22 protein-coding genes are annotated in these 22,812 nt (G+C 45.2%); 18 read left to right on the top strand and 4 right to left on the bottom strand.

Features of this window, described 5'->3' with window-relative positions:
* The first annotated feature begins 114 nt into the window (after window positions 1–114).
* A complete protein-coding gene (locus tag NG798_RS16210; protein WP_261224724.1) occupies window positions 115–240 on the top strand; it encodes a hypothetical protein in 126 nt (41 codons plus the stop codon).
* A gap of 81 nt (window positions 241–321) precedes the next feature.
* A complete protein-coding gene (locus tag NG798_RS16205) occupies window positions 322–516 on the top strand; it encodes a hypothetical protein (protein ID WP_261224723.1) in 195 nt (64 codons plus the stop codon).
* A gap of 250 nt (window positions 517–766) precedes the next feature.
* Here the strand turns inward: NG798_RS16205 and NG798_RS16200 are convergent, their stop codons facing one another.
* Together NG798_RS16200 and NG798_RS16195 are read right to left on the bottom strand one after the other, a co-directional pair.
* On the bottom strand, window positions 767–4,009 hold the full coding sequence (locus NG798_RS16200) for an EAL domain-containing protein (protein WP_261224722.1): 3,243 nt from the start codon (window positions 4,007–4,009) through the stop codon (window positions 767–769).
* A 335-nt stretch (window positions 4,010–4,344) separates the two neighbouring features.
* Window positions 4,345–4,566, bottom strand: coding sequence for a hypothetical protein (locus tag NG798_RS16195; RefSeq protein ID WP_261224850.1), 222 nt, complete (start codon window positions 4,564–4,566; stop codon window positions 4,345–4,347).
* Between the two features lie 1,277 nt (window positions 4,567–5,843).
* Between NG798_RS16195 and NG798_RS16190 the strand changes: the two genes are divergently transcribed.
* Complete coding sequence (locus tag NG798_RS16190) at window positions 5,844–6,782, top strand: DHHA1 domain-containing protein (protein ID WP_261224721.1); 939 nt, start codon at window positions 5,844–5,846, stop codon at window positions 6,780–6,782.
* A gap of 91 nt (window positions 6,783–6,873) precedes the next feature.
* Here NG798_RS16190 and NG798_RS16185 read toward each other — a convergent pair whose 3' ends face one another.
* Window positions 6,874–7,110 (bottom strand): hypothetical protein, encoded by a 237-nt coding sequence (locus NG798_RS16185; protein ID WP_261224720.1) that lies wholly within the window; start codon window positions 7,108–7,110, stop codon window positions 6,874–6,876.
* A 225-nt stretch (window positions 7,111–7,335) separates the two neighbouring features.
* Between NG798_RS16185 and NG798_RS16180 the strand changes: the two genes are divergently transcribed.
* From NG798_RS16180 to NG798_RS16120, 13 genes are all read left to right on the top strand, one after another.
* Complete coding sequence (locus NG798_RS16180; RefSeq protein WP_261224719.1) at window positions 7,336–7,725, top strand: 6-carboxytetrahydropterin synthase; 390 nt, start codon at window positions 7,336–7,338, stop codon at window positions 7,723–7,725.
* A gap of 558 nt (window positions 7,726–8,283) precedes the next feature.
* On the top strand, window positions 8,284–8,766 hold the full coding sequence (locus tag NG798_RS16175) for a BON domain-containing protein (RefSeq protein WP_261224718.1): 483 nt from the start codon (window positions 8,284–8,286) through the stop codon (window positions 8,764–8,766).
* Window positions 8,767–8,964: 198 nt separating this feature from the next.
* Complete coding sequence (locus tag NG798_RS16170) at window positions 8,965–10,176, top strand: general stress protein (protein WP_261224717.1); 1,212 nt, start codon at window positions 8,965–8,967, stop codon at window positions 10,174–10,176.
* Window positions 10,177–10,527: 351 nt separating this feature from the next.
* Window positions 10,528–11,145: a general stress protein gene (locus NG798_RS16165; RefSeq protein WP_261224716.1), complete on the top strand. Its 618-nt coding sequence runs from the start codon at window positions 10,528–10,530 to the stop codon at window positions 11,143–11,145.
* Between the two features lie 542 nt (window positions 11,146–11,687).
* Window positions 11,688–11,867: a hypothetical protein gene (locus NG798_RS16160; RefSeq protein WP_261224715.1), complete on the top strand. Its 180-nt coding sequence runs from the start codon at window positions 11,688–11,690 to the stop codon at window positions 11,865–11,867.
* A 2-nt stretch (window positions 11,868–11,869) separates the two neighbouring features.
* Complete coding sequence (locus NG798_RS16155) at window positions 11,870–12,247, top strand: spore coat U domain-containing protein (RefSeq protein ID WP_261224714.1); 378 nt, start codon at window positions 11,870–11,872, stop codon at window positions 12,245–12,247.
* 90 nt (window positions 12,248–12,337) lie between these two features.
* Window positions 12,338–13,195: a molecular chaperone gene (locus NG798_RS16150; protein ID WP_261224713.1), complete on the top strand. Its 858-nt coding sequence runs from the start codon at window positions 12,338–12,340 to the stop codon at window positions 13,193–13,195.
* Between the two features lie 120 nt (window positions 13,196–13,315).
* On the top strand, window positions 13,316–13,798 hold the full coding sequence (locus tag NG798_RS16145) for a spore coat U domain-containing protein (RefSeq protein ID WP_261224712.1): 483 nt from the start codon (window positions 13,316–13,318) through the stop codon (window positions 13,796–13,798).
* Window positions 13,798–16,122: a fimbria/pilus outer membrane usher protein gene (locus NG798_RS16140; RefSeq protein ID WP_261224711.1), complete on the top strand. Its 2,325-nt coding sequence runs from the start codon at window positions 13,798–13,800 to the stop codon at window positions 16,120–16,122. Before NG798_RS16145 ends, NG798_RS16140 begins: the two co-directional genes overlap by 1 nt.
* Window positions 16,123–16,208: 86 nt before the next feature.
* Window positions 16,209–16,469, top strand: a complete 261-nt coding sequence (locus NG798_RS16135; RefSeq protein WP_261224710.1) for a MoaD/ThiS family protein — start codon at window positions 16,209–16,211, stop codon at window positions 16,467–16,469.
* A gap of 188 nt (window positions 16,470–16,657) precedes the next feature.
* On the top strand, window positions 16,658–17,971 hold the full coding sequence (gene thrC / locus NG798_RS16130; protein ID WP_261224709.1) for a threonine synthase: 1,314 nt from the start codon (window positions 16,658–16,660) through the stop codon (window positions 17,969–17,971).
* A 92-nt stretch (window positions 17,972–18,063) separates the two neighbouring features.
* Entirely contained in the window at window positions 18,064–18,339 is a 276-nt protein-coding gene (locus NG798_RS16125) for a MoaD/ThiS family protein (RefSeq protein WP_261224708.1), read from the top strand.
* A 50-nt stretch (window positions 18,340–18,389) separates the two neighbouring features.
* On the top strand, window positions 18,390–19,031 hold the full coding sequence (locus tag NG798_RS16120; protein WP_261224707.1) for a DUF2996 domain-containing protein: 642 nt from the start codon (window positions 18,390–18,392) through the stop codon (window positions 19,029–19,031).
* A gap of 140 nt (window positions 19,032–19,171) precedes the next feature.
* On the opposite strand, the gene NG798_RS16115 is transcribed toward NG798_RS16120, so the two are convergent.
* Window positions 19,172–20,584, bottom strand: coding sequence for a protein kinase (locus NG798_RS16115; protein ID WP_261224706.1), 1,413 nt, complete (start codon window positions 20,582–20,584; stop codon window positions 19,172–19,174).
* Window positions 20,585–20,952: 368 nt separating this feature from the next.
* On the opposite strand from NG798_RS16115, the gene acsF reads away from it, so the two are divergent.
* Both acsF and NG798_RS16105 read left to right on the top strand, forming a co-directional pair.
* Window positions 20,953–22,026: a magnesium-protoporphyrin IX monomethyl ester (oxidative) cyclase gene (gene acsF, locus NG798_RS16110; RefSeq protein ID WP_261224705.1), complete on the top strand. Its 1,074-nt coding sequence runs from the start codon at window positions 20,953–20,955 to the stop codon at window positions 22,024–22,026.
* Between the two features lie 128 nt (window positions 22,027–22,154).
* Window positions 22,155–22,811 carry a hypothetical protein gene (locus NG798_RS16105; RefSeq protein WP_261224704.1) on the top strand — a complete coding sequence of 219 codons (657 nt, stop codon included), beginning with the start codon at window positions 22,155–22,157 and terminating at the stop codon, window positions 22,809–22,811.
* Window position 22,812 lies beyond the last annotated feature (1 nt).

Here is a 22,812-nt window from a genome sequence, read left to right as displayed (position 1 = left end):
CCTTGTTTTGTCCTGATAACCAACCGGCAGCCCGTATCAGTAAAAGGAATGATTGATACGGGTATTTTTTTTATGCGTCCCTACGCCTCATTGGTTTTCACAAGCTTGCTATTTATGAGCGTCACAGCAAATATTTCTTCTTTATACACCGGCTCGCATGAATTTCGAGTTGCCGGTACCGCGCAGACAGCCCAAGGCAACGATCCGCCGGCGCCCGACAGCGGCGGACGGCGCAGATAAAAGCAGTCGAACGATTTAATCCGGTCAGTACCGGCGGGGTGCCGAATCAAAAATTGGAAGCTCTTAATACAGGACACCCCTATGAAATATTTTCGCTTGTTTTTGCCATTTGGTCTATCGCTGGCCGCAACAGTTAATATGTCGTCACTTCAGACAACCAACGCTCACTCCCCAACTTTTGAAATCGCGCAAACACCGATAATTTCTGATATTGGCGTCATCAGTTCCGATTCTGATTGCGATCAACCAGGCGGGTATTGCCGGCAAGACAGGTAGCATTTAGGGCTTCTGTAGTTTTTAAATTTTCCCTCAATTGTTATCGAGATTCAGCAGCCTTAGGCTTGTTTTTAAAGTACAATCACCTCGATACAAACCCCCCATAACCTATAACCTTTTTCTGATGACTGTAGTGCAGAAAAACCCGGTTTCTAAAAAAAGCCGGGTTTTTTATAATTTTTGTCTCTGCTTAATCGAAAAGCGCTATAAACAAACAGCTTTTTTCCAAAACTTGATTTCTTTGAAAAATTCACCACTGACGAGCCTCCGCCAGTAGCGCCTCAGCATCAGCCGCCGGCACAGGCTTAGAAAAAAAATACCCTTGCCCGTATTCACATTGAAGCGCCCAAAGCTGCACTAAATGTTTCTCCGTTTCCACCCCTTCCGCCACCACATACATCCCCAAATTGTGAGCCAGCATAACAATGGCGCGGACAATTTCCGAATTTTCGTCATCGCCGCCCATATCGTTGACAAAAGACCGATCAATTTTCAGAGTATTAATTGGAAAGCGGTGCAAATAACTCAAAGAAGAATATCCCGTTCCAAAATCATCAATACATAAACCAATATTGCGGGCGCGTAGCTCTTCTAAAACCGAAATAGCACCCGCTGCATTATCCATCAAAACACTTTCGGTAATTTCTAATTTTAAACAACTGGGTTCAATGCCGGTGCATTGCAAAATTTCATCAATTTGGTCTAACAAATCAGTTTGAGACAGTTGCCGGCCAGAAAGGTTAACACTCATCGTCAAATGTTGCACAGAGCGAAACCGTTGTTGCCAGGCTTTGAGTTGCCGGCAAGCTTCATATAAAACCCACCTTCCCAAGGGAATAATTAAACCCGTTTCTTCAGCCACCGGAATAAACTCTACTGGCGAAACAATTCCCCGCTGAGGATGAACCCAACGCACCAACGCCTCAAAACCGGCAATGCGACCGGTATCCAAAGCAATCACCGGCTGATAATGCAACACAAACGAAGAACCCAAAAGCATTAAACTCGCTTCCCCACTGCCGCTTTCTGGGCGAAGTCCGCCTTCTGAAATCGCACGGCGCAAATCATTTTCCAACCCCAACAAAGCAATTGCCCGTTCGTGCATTGTCTGCGTAAAGAAAACATAACGGGCTTTTCCCTCGGCTTTGGCGCGGTACATGGCAATATCCGCATCTCTTAATAAATCTTCGGGTTGATAGTAGGGCCGGCCCCATTGAGAGTCAGGAGTTGAGCAGTGGCCAACCTCCGCCGCTTTTTGAGCATAGGCTGCGACTGCAATACCAATGCTGGCGGTGGTAAAAACTTGATGGCCATTCAAATTCACCGGCGACGCTAATTCTTGCTGAATGCGCTCGGCAAAAGCCCTAGCCCCGTCGATATTGTCAATCGATGAAAGCAAAATTGTAAACTCGTCTCCGCCGAGTCGCGCCACCACATCCCCCGGACGCACACAACCGGCGAGGCGGCGGGCCACTGCAATGAGAAACTGGTCGCCCAAGGTATGACCGAGACTGTCGTTAACTACTTTAAAGCGGTCTAAATCGAGAAATAATAAAGCAAATAAACCATCAGGGTTTTGTTTTGCCTGTGTGATTGCCTGCTCAACACGGTGGATAAATAAGGTGCGGTTGGGCAGGCCGGTGAGGCCATCATGCCATGCCGCTTGCTCTAATTGTTCTTGGGCCCACTGTCGCTCGGTAATATCTGAGGCATAAAGGTGAATTACTCCCAAACTGGGGATGGGGTGATAACTCCAAGAAAAAATGCAGTCGTTTATATGTCGCTCAATGTGGCGTTCTGAGGCCAGGGATGAAAGACAGTTATCGACTATAGAGTGGTGGTTGGTCGGCAAAAATTGCATCGGGTCATTGATTGCCAATTTTTTGAGAATTTGCTTAGCCGCCGGGTTGAGATAAATTAAATTGCCGCTTTTGTCTGCTGCGAGTACAGGGTTTGGGTCATTTCTGGGAAATGCTGCTAGGCGCTTATTTTCTTCTTCGGTAGCTTTTTTTTCGGAAATGTCGGAAATTGAACCGGCGATGGCGTGTGCTTTGCCATTGCTGTCTCCCCAGGCTACTCCTCGCGCCAGCATCCACCGATAGCACCCATCTTTGTCTAAAATCCTGTGTTCGTTGCAAAAATAGGGGGTTAGCCCTGCAAAATGCACGCTTAATTCTGCTTTGAGGCGTTCTACGTCTTCTGGGTGTACTCGCTTGAACCATTCATCGGGATGATTGCCTATTTCGTTTTCTGTGTAGCCGGTGCAGGTTTTCCAGGCCGATGAAAAATATATTTCGTTGGTTTGCAAATTCCAATCCCATAACCCAAAGATTTCTCCGCCGGCGCTGACTATTTCTTTGCGCCACACTTCGCTTAGTGTCGGCGGTTTGTTGATTTCTTGAGGGGGAAAGGGGGAGGTTTTTTTCTGTAGTGTTTTCTGGGCTAAGTTTTCTGTATTTTTTATCGGGAGATGTTCTGATTCTTCGCTGTCTGAATTTACTTTAGCTTTTAAAAATAAGTCTAATTTTTGGGGCGATTGATTGAAGCGTTGCCACAAAATTAAGCTGATTGTTACACCTAAACCGATGAACATGGCACCGGCACTGCCAAGAATTAATAGCTGCCGGCGAAAGTCTATTTCTGGTAGTGTCGCGGCGCTTGCGCTTGAGTCGCCCCACACTACTACAGCCCATTTACTGCCTTGAATTGGGCTGTAGGCGATTCTTTTAAAATTGCTATCGGAGACTAAGTTGGTTTTTGTTTGTCTACCGGCTTTTTGTAATGCAATGGCTAACGGCGAATTTTTGGGCAGGGTTGTTTGTGTCGCTACCGGTTTTAACAGAAATATCAGCCGCCGGTTCTCTAGGTTAAAAAGTGCGGTTTTTATTTTGTTGTCACCGGCCCCTTTTTGAAGAATCTGCTTAAGCCGGTCAAGTTTAAAAAATATTATGTTTCTCCCGTCTGGCTGGGATTTATTATCTAAAACCGGCACTCCTAATGCCCAATAAGGTTGGTTTTCTATCCAGGTTAGTCCCTCCTCGTTGGCCGGTGTCTGCGCCGATACTATCAATCCTAATTGCTGAATTGTTTTGTTGTGGCGGTTATATCGGCTGATGCCGGCAATTTCTGGGTATTTTTTGAAAATGTCTTCCAGTTTGGCTAGGTCTGCTTTGTTGGGCTTGCTGGTTTTTGGGTTTTCCTCTGGCGTGGGTGTCCGTCTCACCACAGCCATCGCCTCCCGCGAGGCCGGCATCACTTTAACGCTGCTTGTTACACTGATTGCTATATTTTTGAGTCTTTCTAAGTATTCCTCAACTGCTTGGCTTTTAAACGTGGCGACCGCTAACAAATTCTTTTGTTGTTCTTGTTTTAAATCGTTGTACAAGCCCCATAGCATCATTCCTGCTGCAAATGTGCCGATGATTGTTATCCCGGACACTGCATAGGCGAGGGTCAATGCTAGACTGCGGGCTGTGTTTTTGTTGCCAGCCATGCTTGATTCCTGTGGTTTTTTAGCCAATTGGCTCTGGATTTTTTTGTATAAGATAACCACGTTGCTAGCTGACATTTTTTAATATTTTCTTTGCTCTCGGCTCTTCCTAGTTTGGCTGGGAGTCTCGGAGTGTCCACCATCACTTTTGAGTTTAACTTTTTTATTGTTGGCCGTCAGACAAGCTTATTTTATATCAATCATCGCTAAGAACGCCATACAAGTTTTTTACCATCACCCTGTCGGCGGTCGGCTGCCCGCTATTGGCAAAATGTTCTCACAGCCCCCAAAAAATTATTTTGAGGCAGATGGCTTTAAATGCCGACTATTGAGGGCTGCTATATGACGACAGAAAGTTCGTTGACGATTTTTAACCGGCCTCGACATATCGCCCGTAAGAGCCGGTCTACTGAAAGTCTTTCTTCTTCTGGCAGTGTCTCATCCAAAACGGCAGCCATCAACCCGTAGCGATCCGCTAGAGTGATGTATCCTGTGCTGGCGGCTGAAGCAACCAGTTCCGCAATTGCACCGGGTAACAGGAGTATGGGAATTAATACCATTTTGGATTTTAGATTTTGAATTTTAGATTTTAAGTTTCCAGTGGGCGAAAGGATTTCTGGCTTGTGAAACGTTCGCGCCGTTCCGCTATCAGAATCATTTTTTTTGTCAGTAGTATATAACATAATGATTTATCATTAACTCGATAATTCTATTATCAATGGTTTCTTTCTTTTTCCCCGTGATTTTTCTTGAGTATGCTTGTGATCCTTTAGCCAAAAAATCTTGATTTATATCTCTAGTTTGTTGTGATTTATATTTGGTAATTCCAGTGATTTAAGTTGGGCTTATAGGTGATTAGAATAGCTATAAAACGTGATTTAAACCCTTTAAAGATGTGACGTAAATCACTGTAAAAAAGCCAAAGTAGAAATTTTTAGCCAAAAAGTAGGGAGCCTTGCCGGTGGCCCCCTAGAAGTGAGGCTAAAAAAGGAACGTTATAAATTCAGGAAATCAGCGTTAGTGAGTTGAGTTGAGAGGATGCCGGTGAGGGAGGCCAAAATTTCGCCAAACAAACAGGTCGTTTCCATAATTGCCGATGAGGGGGTCATTATTATTTCTATCAAGTAAGATGTTTAATAAAAAAGAAATTGTCTTTGTAGCCCTCGCTCTTTTACGAAATTTTGCTTAGTAAAATATTCATTTATTGGCGTTTTATTTACACAAAAGTCGACAATTTATAAAATTAAAGTAAGGGGGCAAAGTCGTTTGTTTTAGGAGGGCGAGGGTGGGTGTTTTAGACAAAAAAAAGCCCCCTAGCTTTGCAGCGAGGGGATAGCCAAAAACATCCATCAGGGTACGTTTATTAATAGTATTCAGGCCGCAAATGGGGGGATCGGGATGTTTTGGTAGGCAAAAAAAAAGCCTCTGGCAAGCTTGCCAGAGAGCCGTCAATCAGGGTGCATCTATTCTCTATGTTCATAAGATACCGACGTTATCAGGATAGTTTTTGTTTTCTTAAAAAAAAACACTCTGGCAAAATTGCCAGAGAGCCATCAATCAGGGTGCATCTATTTATTAGTTTTCTAGCTTGCGGTTGTAGATCCGGAGCTTTTTGGCAGAAGTTGGCAAAATTGGCCCTGAAAGCCAGCTTAGGGGTATGGGGGGCCGGTTGGCTGTCTGGTTGCGATTTTTTTTGTGATATCCGCCTCATTGATAAAATCAAAAAAATTATGATTTTTCTGGCATTGTTGATACCCGGCCCTTGGATAGCACCGGCTCAATAAGCTATAGTGTCAAGGTGGATAATTGTTTGCTGCTTCGAGATTGAGGTTTTATTATGTCTGGGAACAATCAAAAGTACAGATTAGTTACCCGCAGTGATTTTGATGGACTGGTGTGTGCGGTTCTTTTAAAAGAATTAGAAATGATTGATGAGATTAGATTTGTCCACCCTAAAGATATGCAGGATGGAAAAATTGAAATTACCAACCGCGATATCACTACGAATTTACCCTATGTGGAGGCCGCTTATCTGTGCTTTGACCACCACCTGAGCGAAACTATCAGAAATACCGAAAAAAAACCTAACCATATTATTGAGCCAGATGCGCCTTCGGCGGCCAGGGTTGTGTACAATTATTATGGCTCAAAAGAGCGGTTTCTCCATGTTTCCGAAGAAATGATGGCGGCGGTGGATAAGTCGGATGCGGCAAGGTTTTCTAAGCAAGATGTTTTACATCCCAAAGGTTGGGAGTTGTTAAGTTTCTTGATGGATGCTCGCACGGGTTTGGGCCGGTTTAAAGATTTCCGCATTTCTAATTATCAGTTGATGATGGAGTTAATTGATTATTGCCGTAATCACACCATTGATCAAATTTTGGAATTGCCGGATGTGCGGGAGCGATACAATCTTTATTTTGACCAAGATGAGCAATTTAAAGATCAAGTTGAAAGATGCTCGAAAACTTACGAAAATTTAGTGGTTTTAGATTTGCGTAAGGAAGAGGTGATTTATGCCGGCAACCGTTTTATGGTGTATGCTTTGTTTCCCCAGTGCAATATTTCTATGCACGTTATGTGGGGTTTGAAAAAACAAAATACTGTTTTTGCTGTTGGCAAATCTATTTTTGACCGCACTTGTAAAACCAATGTAGGCGAGTTGATGCTTAAATATGGCGGCGGCGGACATGAAAATGCCGGCACTTGTCAAATAGATAATGAACGCGCCGAGGAGGTTTTGAAAGAGTTAATAGAACAAATTACTACTGCCGGTTAAGTCTTTCTTGTGGCCGGTTTTCTGTCGCTTTTGGTAACAAGTATAAGCGAATATACAAACAAAGCCTGCACTTGCAGGCTTTTTTCAATGTCTAGGGCTTTTTGTGAAAGCTATCTCGCTGTTGAATGGCATCCAGCCGGCTTTGTTGCGAGGAGGTGAGCCGGTGATATACCTCATTAATCTCCATGTCAGAATAATCTGTGATCAGGCTGTGGAGTTCGGCTAAAGTTTCCGCCTCTAGCATTCGATATTTTAGCGTTTCTAGCTGAGTTACAGGCTGAGTCTGGATGCTCGACTGAACAAGCGTCGAAACACATTCTTGAATCATCTTTTATTCTCCTAACTTGTGGAAAGTTTGGGTAGGGAATGATCGGGCTGTTTAAGGAGCCAGTAGATAAGATTTATGATAACAAACAATTCTCAAAAAATAAATAGATTTTGGCTGATCGGCTCTTAATTCTTGCTTTGTTTCTCTTGTGCGACTGTATGGCAAGCAGCAAACTTGAGTTAAATTAGTAAATATAAGTGAAAATTTTACGGAGAGGATTGAGCGATGCCTAAATGGAAACTGACAACAGAATTTAGCTTTGATAGCGCTCATTTTATTAGAGACTATAAAGGGCCGTGCGGGAGGATGCACGGTCATACTTATCGGGTGCAAATTGAGGCGACTTCCCATAAACTTCATTCTTCAGAATTTTGTCCCCATGAAGTGATGGTCGCAGATTTTAAAACCTTGCGGTGGGCCAAGCAAGATGTCAGCAAGGGAGGGTTAGATCATTGTGTTTTAAATGAAGTTTTGCCGGTTGGTTATGAAACAACCGCAGAAATGATTGCTCAATATATCTATGAAGAAACAAAAAGACGAGTTCCCGATCAGGTGCAATTAAAGGTGCGGGTTTCTGAAACCCCTAATTCTTGGGTGGAATACGAAGATGATTAGCCAAAAAATAAACAATGCCAAAAGACGATATTTAAAAGCGACTTTCTGAAGTCGTGTTATGAGCGCTGAAAAAGCGTTCTCATCCACAAAATAACCATTAAAAATCTCCCGGCCAAAATCTCCCTCTTTGTTGCTCTATTTCAGCGCCTCCTCACTACCCTGGTTGCCGACAACAATATTTTATCTATGATCGGCCATCCCTCCAATGACAGAGAGGCAACTTACATCCCCAGACTGATGAATAGAAAAGCTATATTTTGTAGGATGTTCGTAGACTTTAAAAAAGTTCCATTCCAACTCCTTGCTAAAAAATAGCAACTCCAACCATTTTTAGAAAACACTAGCTAAAAAAAAGCAGTAGTTTTTACCCAGTGTAAGGGCCGGTTTCTCAAAAAAGCATCTTCTACGCAATCTTGTTAAACCGGCTCCGACGAAAGAAAAAAACAAAAATGGTAAAGCGGTTTGGCAAGGGGAGAAAGCATCTAAAAAAGACCAACATTCAATCAGGATGTAACGTCAAATCACCATTATTTTCGCTAACCGATGAGGGAGAGAGCCATGAAAAAAATCACAACATTATTGCTGAGCAGCTTCTTACTTGTAGGAGCCGTTGCTTGCTCTGAGGCCGAAAAAACCAGCGCCAACGCCCCAGCCGCACCCACACAAGCGGCCCAAACCCCCGATGCAGAAACCGCTCAGAAAAACCAAGCAGACGGCACAAGCGATGTCCGCAGAGCCCAAGCCAACTCAGACATCCGGGCGCGGGAACAGCGCAATAACGTAGCCGGCAACCCAGAAAACAGAGCCGATGGCGATCTAGCGTCGGAAGTTCGCAGCAAGCTAGAAGTCAACATCCCCGCAGGTTCCCTCACCGTTGACGCCGAAGATGGCGCAGTCAGCGTAGGCGGTACAGTTCCCACCCCAGAACAACTTGCCAAAATTGAACCTTTGGCAAAAGAAATTAAAGGAGTCAAAAGCGTAGAAGTGAAAGCAACTGTTGCACCGGCCACCCCCAAAGCCAACGACAACAGCAAACAATAAAAAATAGGGTGGGTTCCTTGCCCACCTCACCCCTTAAATCTCCAATTTTTCCTTTATCTATCTTCCGATAGAACCAAAGCTTACCCCTGCCGAAGGATGAATTCGGCTGATAAAAATGTCTAAATAAAAATAGCAAGAAACAGATAAATAAATCTGGATTGATCGAAACCTAAAAAAAAGTAAATACTGGAGAAAAAAATGACATTAGGACTTACAAAACGAGCAGTCGGCGTCTTTTCTAGCTACCGCGAAGCCGAAGCAGCCTTGCGCGAACTTAGAACCTCTGGTTTCCCCATGACGAGCGTATCCGTCATCTCTAAAAACGCAGAAGCCGGCCACAGCGTAGGCGGCGTGGGAGTCAGCGACAAACCCAAAGAAGACAATGTAGCCGGTGGAGCCAAAGCAGGCGCCGTAGCCGGAGCAGCCACCGGCGGATTAATAGGCTTAATTGGTAGCCTAACCGCCTTCACGATCCCTGGCATTGGCCCCGTATTAGCCGGTGGAGCCCTCGCCAGCATCCTTGCAGACACCCTCCTAGGCGGAGCCATCGGAGCAGCCACCGGCGGATTAGTCGGCGCCCTCGTTGGCTTAGGAGTCCCCGAAGACAGAGCCAAAGTTTATAATGAGCGCGTTTCTCGCGGCGATTACCTGGTCGTTGTTGAAGGCAGCGAAGCTGATGTCCAACGTGCCCAAACCATCCTCCATCGCGGCGGTATTCAAGAATGGGGCGTCTATGATGCCAGCCACGCCCATAACCGCGTCACCGGCACCAACCGCCGCGCCGTCGGAGTCTTCCGCACCCGCGCCGAAACCGAAGACGCACTGCAAGAATTGCGCCGTGCAGACTACCCGATGAACAAACTTTCCGTGATTGCCCGCGACGCCGATAAGCATGATGACATTGCCGGTGTTGGTGTTAAAGACCCAGTAGGCAACAAAGCTGACGAAGGCGCGGCCACAGGAGCCGCCACCGGCGGAGCCTTGGGAACCCTCGCCGGCCTGTTAGTTGGTTTAGGCGCTCTGGCTATCCCTGGCGTTGGGCCGGTCATGCTCGCCGGTGCTACCGCCACCACCCTCGCCACTACCCTCGCCGGTACCGCCATTGGCGCCGCAACCGGTGGTTTAATTGGCGGTTTAGTTGGCTTAGGCATTCCTGAAGACCGCGCCCGCGTCTACAATGACCGCGTTTCTCGCGGCGAATACTTGGTATTAGTCGATGGCAACGATGACGATATCCAGCGTGCGGAAACCGTCCTCCATCGTCGCGGTATTCAAGAATGGGGCGTTTATAACCGGCCAGAGGAACACGCCACCCATACCACCACTGCCCATACCACCACCACCACCACCACCGGCACCCCTGGTGTACCTTTCCCCGAAACCGTACACGACCGCACACCGCTGCACTAAGGGTCATCTAATAAGTAACCACCGGTTAAAGAGTGGCTACCCGCACAAAGTCCTACGGACTATCTAATTAAACAGCTAACCCCCTCCGGGGGTTTTATTCCTGTAGACGCTGATTTTAATCGGCGGCTTTAATAGAGAATTAAATGGTTAACCCCCGGATTCTGTTTTATTTCCCTCATGGCGACGCGAAACTAACCTGTAGCCCCTCTTCAACCGGCCTACTCAGTTTTAAATTATTCCAAAAGACGGATGAAAAAAAATCCCCAACCTCCCAAAATTAAATAAATAAAACTATTAAGAAAAGCTGTTTAAAAATTCTCAGTCATTAGCTGCAAAAAAGCAAACTCAACTATGCAAATCAACCGGCACAGCCGAGCCATTGGAGTATTTTTAACCCGAAACGAAGCCGAAGATGCCCTCCAAGAACTCAAAGCTTCTGGCTTTAGCATGGAAAAAGTTTCTATTGTTGCCAAAAACTCCCCCAACCCACAAACAAATGCCAGCAGTGCTACAGAACTTGCCACAGGCGCAAAAACCGGTGCCCTTGCCGGTGGTGCACTAGGAACCGCCACAGGTTTATTCATCGGCGCCGCTGCCTTAGCTGTTCCGGGGGTAGGGCCGGTATTGGCTGCCGGTGCCTTAGCTACCACCCTCACAGCTACCGTTTCCGGGGCAGTCATTGGTGCAGCCACCGGCAGTTTAATAGGATCACTCACGGGTTTAGGTATCCCCGAACAACGGGCCCACATTTACAATCAGCTAGTTTCGCACGGACACTATTTAATAATGGTGGAAGGAACAGCAAAGGAAATTAACCAAGCCGAATTAATCTTAAGCTTGCGTGGTATCCAAGAATGGGCCATTTATGATAGCCCCAGCAATGCGCCGGTGGGCCCACAATTTGCCACCACAAGCGTTGATCCGCGAGAGGATATTAGAAAAACTAAAATTAATACAGAAAATTCCTAAAAAAATCAAAGTTTGCCCATCGCAACGGTCAAGGTTAGTTTCCGCCTCATACCACAAAACCTTACTTTTGTCAAAGCAAAAAATTTGAGGACAAAACCTCAAAACCTGGGTAGGAGAGCCTGTTACAAGTTTCAAGTAACAGGTTATTTTTTTTTGTTCAATTCCAAAATCAACCAAACATATCAATTATGGGGCCATTTTTTAATGCCCTGATCGGTTGTTCTTGGGCCGCTTTGATCAACGCTTAACTTTACCGAAACTTTGCACAATCCCTCAAAAGTAAGAGATTTTGCGGAGGTTATATATTCTTTTTGTAAAATAATCAATCCGTAGAGCTATTTAAGTATTCCTAAAGTAGGATAGTGAAAACACGGAGAGATAGCGGTGAAAGTTCGAGGGTACTCAGCAGTTTTCTGCAAAACCACTGAAAGCCTGAGAGCAAAAAAGCCGCCTCAGACCGATTGAGCCACAAACTCAAGAACAGCGGCAGACTCTGAGTAACTCTTTTAATATCCCCAAAAAGATCCCAGGTGCAATAGGTTATGAACTTAAAATCTCTTCAATCCCTTTTCCGCAATCCTTTGGCCCTCTCTGCCGGTACCGCACTTTTAACTACTTTGGCTGTGAGTGGGCCGGTTTTCGCTCAAGTCTCTCCTGCTACAGGTACGCTAAAGTCACAGCCACCGTTCAAGGCAACTGTAGAATTAACCCTAGTGGGCTAACTTTGCCTTTTGGCCAGTATGACCCTGTGACTGCCAATGAAACCGCTGCTCTGAATGCACAAACTGCGTTACCTGTTTTCTGTACTCCGGGGGTAAGGCCAACTTCTATCGACTTGGACAATGGCCAAAACTTCAATACCACCCGCCGGATGGCACAGGGGACAAACTTCTTGGGATATCAGCTTTATAAAGATACTGGCCGTACTTCAGTGTGGGGGACTGGTGCTACTAACGGCGTTGTCCCTGATACCTCAACTTCTCGAACTAGCGCTCTCACAGCAGGCTCCAGCGCTATCGTAATCTACGGTCAAATACCAGCAGGTCAAGATATCCCTGGCGGCGCTTACACGGATACAGTGAATATCACAGTTAACTATTAGTTTGCTTTGAGGAAAAATTTCTTCCCAAGCTAATACGACAATTTAGTGAAAACAGGCTGAGGATGTTCTATCTTTAGTCTGTTTTCAGTCTTGGGTACACTATGTAAACTTGCTTACCTAGTATTAACTGTTGAGTGGAGTTTGGCTTTGTTATTTAAGTACCGTTTTCAAAGCATAGCCCTAGCAGCACTGCTGTGGGGAGGGTGGGCACTCGGCAACCCAAAACCTGCGCTTGCACAGTCCTTTAGTGTTCTGCCAATTCGAGTTTATTTGGGCGGTTCTGCTCAGAGCCAAGAACTCCAAATCACAAATGAAAGCCCCAACCGGCAACGCTTCCAACTCTCCGTAAGCGCTTGGGAGCAAAACGAACAAGGAGAAATGCAGCTTAGTGAAACCCAGGATGTGATTGCATTTCCCCAACTATTTGAAATGGCTGGAGGAGAAACACGCTTGCTGCGCGTAGGAACGAGGGTTCCTCCAACTACAAAAGAGCGTACTTATCGAGTCTTTATACAACAGTTGCCAACCCCAGGAACTCAAGGAGAAACGCCCCCGCCAAGCCAAGGAGTTCAGCTTAACTTATTAGTCCGAGTTGGCATTCCCATTTTTGTCGCACCGGCTCAACCGATTAAAGATGGTAAAATTGACCAATTAACAGTGCAGAAAAATAAAGTTTCCTTGGTTGTTAGCAGCACCGGAAACGTGCATCTTTTAACATCTTCTATTGCTATTAAAGGTTACGATTCAGCCGGAAAAGTCATGTTTCAAGGCGACTTGGGCGGTGGTTATATTTTGGCCGGCAGCCGGAGAAATTTTCAAGAAGAATTACCTCAAGAAAATTGCAGCGCTATCACGTCTGTGGGAGTGGAAGTACAAATCGATCCAGAACAGGGAAAGCCGCTAAATTTCACCGAGAAAATAGAAACTCCTAACGGAGTTTGTAAATAATTACTTTCCTCAAGCTATCAATACCCTCTAATTATACCTGAAATAAAGTTTAAATTTTCATGGCTGTTTTTTCGTGCCCTTCGGCTTTTATTATCCTAAAAAACCAACAACAAAAATTTTATGAAGCTCAAAGAAATTTTAGTTTTTGCAGGAGTGGTGATCACCACTAATTTAGCAGCAACCTTGCCCGGTTTTGCTCAAAATCCAAACCGCAGTTGTACCATCACACCCTCACCATTAAACTTTGGCTTCTACGATGTTTTTTCCACTACTCCCCTAACGGCATCCAGCAGTTTGCAGATTGCTTGCACATCCCCCGGAAATTCAACAGTGCAGTCAGTTACTACCAGCTTAACTAGGGGAAATGCCCCAACTTTTAACCCCAGGCAAATGCGGAATAATGCCAACGAATCGCTCAATTATAATATTTTTACGGATGCCAGTAGAACGATTATTTGGGGCGACGGAACGAATGGCACCACAACTATTGTCAGGAATAATGTATTAACAGTTACTCTCCCGATTCAGGGGGCAATTCCTGCCGGTCAAAATGTTAGGGCTGGTACTTATACAGATATCATCAATATTACAATCAACTTTTAATGCAGCTTCCTATAGTTGTTGGGGCAGTATTAGCGTTGGTAATTTCCCCGACATTAGCCTTTGCAGCCTCAGATCAACGTGCTTTTTTTGACCTGACTATTAATTTAGTATCAAAGGGGCAAGTCTTAATTATCCTCCGCCCTAATGACGTACTCATCCCAGTCTCTGATTTGCAAAAAAGCGGTTTAACTTTACCCCCCGGCAAAGAAGAAATAATCGAAGGCGAAACTTATATTTCCCTTGCTTCTCTTGCCCCGACTATCACTTATGAATTAGACGAAAAAGCCTTAGCGTTGCGAATAACAGCAGCCAGTGGTTTACTAGGTACAACTATCCGCGATGTCCAGCAAAAACGCCCCACCGGCGTCATTTATACCCAAGACACCAGCGCCTTCTTAAACTACTCTATCAACGCCCGCGATTTACAGGAAAACACGAGGAGCCTTTCGGCGTTTGGTGAGATTGGTTTAGCAAGCAAAAATAACTTGCTTTATAGCAGTTTTTCTGGCAGTTCCGAAGGCAATTTTACACGAGGCTTAACAAATTTAACCCTCAGAAATCCCGATGCTCTCAACCGCTGGGTTGTCGGAGATACTTTCACTCAAATGGGAAATTTAGGAGGTAGTTCTTTAATTGGGGGAATCAGTTTTACCCGTGATTTTAGTCTCGATCCTTATTTGACTACCACACAGCCCTTTGGCTTACAAGGTGCGGTGACAACGCCTTCTACTGTTGAAGTTTATTCTAATGGAGTTTTGTTACGTCGTGAACAACTACCCCCCGGACAATTTGAACTGAGAAATTTACCAATTCCTGCCGGTAGCAGTACAACGCGGTTAATTATCCGTGATGCTTTTGGCAGAGAACAAGAAATTACAACCCCGTTTTATTTTTCGCCGGGGATTCTCCAAGTCGGGCTTTCTGATTATAGCTTTAATTTGGGTTTTATTAGAAACAGCCTCAATGAGAGTTTTAGTTATGATTCCTTGGCTTTTTCGAGCCGCTATCGCCAAGGTTTAACAGACTCTTTGACGGCTGGGATGCGTCTGGAAGCGACATCTAATTTAATCAGTGGCGGCGGAGATATGACGCTTAGAACTTCTCTAGGTACTTTTGATTTAGCAGCCGCCGCTAGTAGCTCAGAAGGATTGAATGGTTATGCCGGTTTATTGGGTTATTCTTATATAGCAACGGGGTTTAGTTTTAGTGGGGCTGTTCGCACTTTTAGCAGCCATTATGCTCATTCTAGCTTGGATACAACTACAGATAGACCGCTGTTAGAAACTAGCGTCCAAGTTGGTTTACCCTTGGGTAATATTGGGAGTTTAACAGCCCAGTATTCCGCTAGTAAACTTAGGGATGAAGACGAGTTTCGTAATCGCTTGTCTTTATTCAGCAGCATTCGTGTTGCTCCTAAGATGAATGTGTTTATTTCTGCAAGTCAGGCTAACCAGCCGAGCCAAGGATTAGATAATAGCCTTTATGTGGGATTATCTTACTTTTTTGGAAATAACACGAGCGGCAGTATTGGTTATCAAAATCAAAATGATCAGGCTACAATTACTGCCAGTTTAGAAAACCCGCTTTCTAGTAATAATGGTTTTGGTTATCGCTTGCGCGCCCAAACTCAAAATGAGGTGAATACAAACGATGCTACATTGCTTTATCAGACGAATTTCGGACGCTATGAATTGAATTACTACAATGCGGGTGATAATAATTCTCTATCGCTGAATGCTGCTGGAGGTGTGGCATGGATTGGGGGTTCTCCTTTCTTATCTCGTCCTTTAGAAAATAGCTATGTGCTGGTGAGAGTACCCGGTATTGAGGGAGTGCGAGTTTACTTAAATAATAATGAAGTTGGCAGGACTAATTCCCAGGGAAATTTAGTCGTAACAAATTTGCTGCCTTATTACAGTAATCGCATTAGTATTACTACTGAGGATATCCCTTTAAATTATACGATTGATAAATCCTCTCAAAATGTGGCGGTTCCTACGCGCGCTGGGGGAATTGTTGAATTTGGTTTAGTTAAAGTACAAAATTTTGTGGGTAAAATTTTGATTGAAGATGCTACAGGCAAATCAATTTCTCCCAGCTATGGAGAATTACGGGTAAAAGTTGGGGATAAGGAAATGATGTCGCCTTTAGGCAATTTGGGAGAATTTTATTTAGAGAATATTCTCCCAGGAAAGTATAATGCTGAGGTGAAATATCAAGAGGGTTTTTGCCGCTTTGAAATTGAGGTGCCGGCTTTGGAAGAACAGTTTATTAATTTAGGAACTTTGCGCTGTTTGCTACAAGGCACAAAAGGGCAAAATTAAAATCAATTCAAAGCTGGAGTATAGTTCTGTGAGTTGGTAGCCGCAGAAAACTTAATATAAGATTGCTTTGTTATTGGTGTATTAATATGTCGGAAAATTTAATTTCCCTGACGGTTAAACTTTTTGCGGCTTATCAAGAAGCCTACGGAGTACCGGAAATAAAGCTGCAACTACCGGCCGGTAGTCCAGTGGAAGCTGTTCTTGACTACATCCTCCGCGAACACCCCGATCTCGAAAAATGGCGCAGCGTTACTCGTTTCGGGGTTAATTTGGAATTTGTTTGCCCTGAAACTCTACTACAAGAAGGTGATGAGGTTGTTCTTATTCCGCCGGTGAGTGGGGGATAAGCCAAAAATTTTTTCCCCACCCCCCAAACTCCCGTTTTTTTTCTTTGACTAATCAGCAATGGACAAATCCCGACAAAAAAAGTCGGGTATGTTTGACGCGATTGGTAGGCTGTGTTACTATCTTTTTGTCTTGAGATTGGGTTACCCCCCAAAACCGTAGAGCTATTACACTGACAGAGGTTTCACCAATGACACTGGCGACTGAAAAACAAACCCAACACACCGGCACCACCGCAGCTTGTTTCACCGGCCTGCAATGTAAAGAATGTGGAGCGGAATACGAAGCCGCAGCTACCCATGTCTGCGAATTGTGTTTTGGGCCTCTGGAAGTGAAATATGACTACGAACGTATCCGCTCTCGCGTTAGCCGCGAAACCATCCAAGCCGGCCCCAACTCGATCTGGCGTTATCGTGACTTTTTGCCGGTGCAAACCGACAACCCCATCGACGTCGGCACCGGCATGACGCCTCTGGTAAAAGCTAACCGCCTCGCCCGTCGCCTCGGCATCAAAAACCTCTACATCAAAAACGATGCCGTCAATATGCCAACCCTCAGCTTTAAAGACCGGGTGGTTTCAGTCGCCCTCACCCGCGCCAAAGAGCTAGGCTTTACCACCGTATCCTGCGCCAGCACCGGCAACCTCGCCAACTCCACCGCCGCTATCGCCGCCCACGCCGGCCTCGAATGCTGCGTATTTATCCCCTCAGACCTCGAAGCCGGTAAAGTCTTAGGAACCCTGATCTACGGCCCTACGGTTATGGCTGTACATGGTAACTATGACCAAGTAAACCGACTCTGCTGTGAAGTAGCAAATACACAAGGTTGGGGATTTGTCAATATTAATTTACGCCCTTATTATTCCGAAGGCTCAAAAACCCTTGGCTACGAAGTCGCCGAACAACTAGGCTGGAAATTGCCAGATCATATCGTTGCGCCCTTGGCTTCTGGTTCGCTGTTCACCAAAATTTATAAAGGCTTCCAAGAATTCGTCAAAGTTGGCTTAGTAGAAGACAAAGCCGTGCGTTTTTCAGGTGCTCAAGCCGAAGGCTGCTCACCCATCGCCACCGCCTTCCGCGAAAACAAAGACTTTATCAAGCCGGTCAAACCCAGCACCATTGCAAAATCGATTGCTATTGGCAACCCCGCTGATGGAATTTATGCTGTAGAAATTGCCAAGAAAACCGGCGGCAATATTGAATCTGTCACCGATGCCGAAATTATTGAAGGCATTAAATTATTAGCCGAAACTGAAGGCATTTTTACCGAAACTGCCGGTGGAACCACCATCGCCACCCTCAAAAAATTGGTGGAAGCTGGTAAAATTGACCCCGAAGAAACCACCGTTGTTTATATCACCGGCAACGGCCTCAAAACCCAAGAAGCCGTACATGGCTACATTGGCGAACCGCTTACGATTGAGCCAAAACTGGACAGCTTTGAGCGCGCCTGGGAACGCTCACGCACCCTCGACCGCCTCGAATGGCAACAAGTTTTAGTTTAATTTCAAACAACAAAGCGGCGGTAGGCGTTGATAATGCAAAAGCAAAAAGACGCCTGCCGGCAAAAACACAACCCTAACCACTGATCATTACCATGTCTATTAAAGTTTTAATTCCCACACCTCTGCAAAACTTAACTAACAATCAAGCCACTGTGGACTGTAGCGCGGGTACAATTTCGGAATTGATCGAAACTCTTGAACAAACTTGTCCGGGGATTAAAGCCAGACTTTGTGACGAAAGCGGTCAACCGCGCCGGTTTGTTAATTGGTATGTAAATAGCGAAGATATCCGCTTTTTGGAAGGCACCGATACCGCGCTTAAAGATGGGGATGAAGTGAGCATCGTTCCTGCGGTGGCCGGCGGTTGATCCTGGTAGGATCTCAAAACAGAACTCATCTCACAACTCAGGCAAAAAAAATGTCAGAAGAAACGAAAGATCAGGGCACCCCTGAGCAACCACCAACAACGGCAGACCAAACGGCCCCCAGTGTTTCGCTGGAAAATGCGCCTTCTTCGGACTCTCCAGAAGCTTCGGCTCTACCTTCTGCAAATGCACCAGATCCCACCGCTGTTTCTTCTGAAACGAATGTAAACGCAGCCAAACCGGCAGCAGCGAAGAAAGCAGCAGCAGCTAAACCGGCAGACGGGGAAGCTGCACCGGCCAAAGCGAAAAAAGAAAAAGCACCCGCGCTGGAGGATAAGCCTTTTGAAGAGTTTATCCAGCAAGATTATTTGCCGGCTCTGAAAAATGCTTTGGCTAAACAAGGGTTAGATGATGCTTTCGTAAGTTTGGAAAAGCAAAAAATTCCGGTTGTCGGTATGAGTGCTGAGGACTGCTGGCAAGTGATAGGCCGGTGGCAAAATGGCAAGCGTCAGTTTAACCTTTATTTCCCGAAGGCTGATATTAATGGGCCGCGTGGGTTTTCTTGCTCGGATAGCGGTTCTAAACCTAGCACGGTTGAGCCATTTTTAATTGATGAACGTAGAATTACTCTCGATCTGATGGTGTTTGGCGTTGTTCAGCGTCTCAATGCTCAAAAATGGCTGGCTTTGAATTAGTTTAATTGTCATTGGTCAAAAGTCAAAAGTCATTGGTTTGGGGGCCGTCACAAAATCAGCGGCCCCTACCTTCATTGGTAATTGTTATTAAGTTAGGCGAAAAAATCTCAACTAAGAGACAAAGGACAAGTGAGAATTTTTTATAATTCTGTAAAACGGTAAATAACCACACCTCGGTCGTTAGAAACTTTGGCATAACCGGCAACTGCCATTTCTTTTAATAAGTTTTCCACTTCGAGAAAATCAAGGCCGGTGTCCATAACGGCTTGAGTTACTGATAGTTTGCCTCCTCTAGCACTGGCGGCTTTGAGAATTTTTACAATTGTTTCTTGACGATTAGAAACTTTATAAGTTTGGGCAATTCCTATGGGTTGATTTAGAGGAACGCCGCCAGAGGATAAGCCAATTTTTTCACGCATTTTGTGATCGTATTGATCGACAATTTCGGGGATTAAAAACGCATCAATAATTTGACCTAATCCGAATAAATTCCAAGTGCAAAACCAAACAATACCGCTGAAAACTTTACCGTTATAAAATCGATGCAGTCCGCCGAAGCCAACAAACCCAGCCGCCCAAAGAGCATAGCTAACACCGATGCGGGTTTGACGGTTTTCTTGGGGTATGGCTGGCAAGGCTGTAATTTGTGGCGGCGGCGGGGGGGAAAGAACAGGTTTTGCGTTTAAGTCTGCTAAAACTTCGCCTGGGGTTTGATAGCGCCGGCTAATGGCAGTTTGCAGCATTTTATCGAGAATTTGTCCGAGTTTTGGACTGACAGAATTATTAACTAAATAATCGCGCCATACCCATTCGCCTTCTCGACTATCAAATAAGTCAAAGGGCGGAATTTGTGTGAGGAGGTGAATGCAGGTAACGGCTAAACTATAAATATCGCTGGCAAATACGGCTTTGCCAAAGTTTTGTTCTGGGGAAGCATAACCGGCAGACCCGATACTGGTGCCGGTGCGGTTTAAAGATGTGCCGGTGAGGTGTTTTGCGCCGCCAAAGTCTACTAAGACAAGTTTATTGTCATGTAATCTCCGGATGATATTTTCGGGTTTGATATCGCGGTGGATGATGTTGTGACTGTGGATAAATTGGATAACCGGCAAGAGGTCATTTAATAAAGCTTTGATTTGCGTTTCATTAAAGGGCCCGTGTTGGTCGAGTTCTTGGGCGAGGGTGAGGCCGGCGATGTATTCTTGAACAAGGTACAATCGTCCTTCTTGTTCAAAATGCGCTAGTAATTGCGGGATTTGGGGATGGCTGCCGAGTTGTTCGAGTTGTTTGGCTTCTTGATGAAATAGTTCGGTGGCTTTTTTGAGGGTGCCGGTGCCGAGATCGCTGGCAGAAAATTGTTTAATGGCGCAGCGGGGTTTTGAGGGTTTATATTCGTCTTGTGCTAAAAAGGTTCTGCCAAAACCACCGCTGCCAATGAGTTTTAAGGCACGATAACGGTCGGCTAAAAGCATTTTGCTGCCGCAAGTTTGACAAAATACAGCGCCGGTGGGGTTCTGGGGTTTTTGGCAGTGGGCGTTGAGGCAATAGGACATAACGATTTTAGATTTTAGATTAGCGGATTTAAGTTTGGGAATTAAGGGCTTTGGGATGACTCTTGTGTTTGCTGAGGTTCTTGTTTTATGGTGACATAAGCTGAAAAAGACCGCGATAGGGAAACCGTCAAAAGGTGAGAGGTTTCTTGCTATTCTATGTTTCTCACTGTTGTGAGCGCTGGGGCCGTTGACAGCAAAATTTTTACAAAACTTAACAGCGTGTATTAACTCTTAACGAAATTAAAAGTCTTTGCACCTAGAACCACTGGTAAGCTATATTTCGTAGGATAGACACGCAAAGTCGCACAAGCCATCTGGCCACACTCAACTCAAGGCAAAAAACACTTAATAAGAGCCCAAACACAGTTATGGTAGATTCCCTCAAAAAACCAGGCTATGAAGAACTGCGGCCCGGAGTAAAAATCCCAGCCAAAGATACGATTTTGACTCCTCGGTTCTACACGACTGACTTTGACGCAATGGCCAAGATGGATATCTCGGCCAATGAAGACGAACTGAGAGCCATTCTCGAAGAGTTCCGCGCTGACTATAACCGCAATCACTTTGTACGCGATGCCGAGTTTGAGACATCTTGGGATCATATTGATGGGGAAACTCGCCGACTGTTCGTTGAGTTTTTAGAGCGTTCCTGTACGGCGGAGTTTTCGGGTTTCTTGCTTTATAAAGAACTCGGACGGCGGATCAAAGATAAAAGTCCGCTTTTGGCAGAGTGCTTTAATTTGATGTCTCGTGATGAAGCTCGTCACGCCGGCTTTTTGAATAAAGCAATGTCGGATTTTAATATTTGTTTGGATTTGGGCTTTTTGACGAAAAATAAGAAATATACTTTCTTCCAGCCCAAGTTTATTTTCTACGCAACTTATCTGTCTGAGAAAATTGGTTATTGGCGGTATATCACGATTTATCGGCATTTGGAAGCACACCCTGAAAATCGTATTTACCCTATTTTCCGTTTCTTTGAAAATTGGTGCCAAGATGAAAACCGGCACGGCGATTTCTTTGATGCAATCATGCGAGCACAGCCGCAAATGTTGAATGATTGGACGGCTAAACTTTGGAGCCGGTTCTTCTTGCTGTCTGTGTTTGCAACAATGTATCTAAATGATATTCAGCGTTACGGGTTTTATGAGTCGATTGGTTTGAATGCCCGTGATTATGATATCGAAGTAATTAAGAAAACGAATGATACTGCATCTCGTGTTTTCCCCGTAGTTTTAGATGTGGAGAATCCTGAATTCTACCAGCGTCTCGACACTTGTGTGGCAAATAATGCTAAACTGTCGGAGATTGCTAAATCGGATGCGCCTACAATTGTGAAGTTTTGCCAAAAACTGCCCTGCTACCTCTCTAACGTCTGGCAGTTAGGACGGCTTTACTTCATGAAGCCGATTGAATCCGCTCCGGTAGCAACTGTGCGGTAGCACGTTGCAGGAGGTAGTTCGTTAGGTTTCCGGTTTCGCTCCTCTGTTAGTTCGTCTTGCGGTTCTGCTTTGGGTAGAACCGTTTTTTTTGTGGTATTGAGGGGTTTTTGACGCTTTGGGAGGGGATTATGCGGTTTTGGATGGTTGTTGTGGGTTGGGTGGTTTTGGGATGGCAGGGGCGGTGTTTAGCGGAAGATTTGGGTTTGCCGGCAGAAACGATAGAGAGTAGTCCGGTTTTGCAGCGGTGGTTGGATAAGGTGCCAGATGTTTTGGAAGATATCGAGAATGATCCGAGTTTTAAGACTCGTTTGAGGTTGGGTTTTTCTGAGTTTCCTGCTGGGGAAAGAGCCGGTTTTAATGTTGGGGTTGAGGATGTTTTTATTGGCAAGTCTGGGTTAAGTTTGAGTGGCGATTTTCAGGGTTCTTTTGATGGGGAATATAGAAGTTTTGGGGCAAGTTTGCAATATTATTTACGTCCTTTGGGGAGTTATGTAAATTTTGGGCCGGTGGTGGGATATAGAAATTTACAAACCGATAGTTATGAGCGAGATGGGGTGAATTTGGGTGGCCGGTTAATGGTGGTTTTGTCGCGGGGAGGTGCGGCGGATTTGTCTTTGACTCAAACTTGGGTGAAACCGGGGAGTGGCGAAGATGTGGGGATAACAACGCTTTCTGTGGGGTATGCGGTGACGAAAAATTTCCGCATTTCTGCCGATATTCAAAAACAAAATGCACCAGAAGAAAAGGATAGTCGGGTGGGTGTGGTTTTTGAGTGGATGCCGTAGG

It is taken from the genome of Ancylothrix sp. D3o (assembly GCF_025370775.1).
In the GTDB taxonomy this organism is placed as follows: Bacteria; Cyanobacteriota; Cyanobacteriia; order Cyanobacteriales; family Oscillatoriaceae; genus Ancylothrix.
Note: the sequence above shows the minus strand (reverse complement) of the source record. Positions and strands in the feature narration are given on the sequence as shown.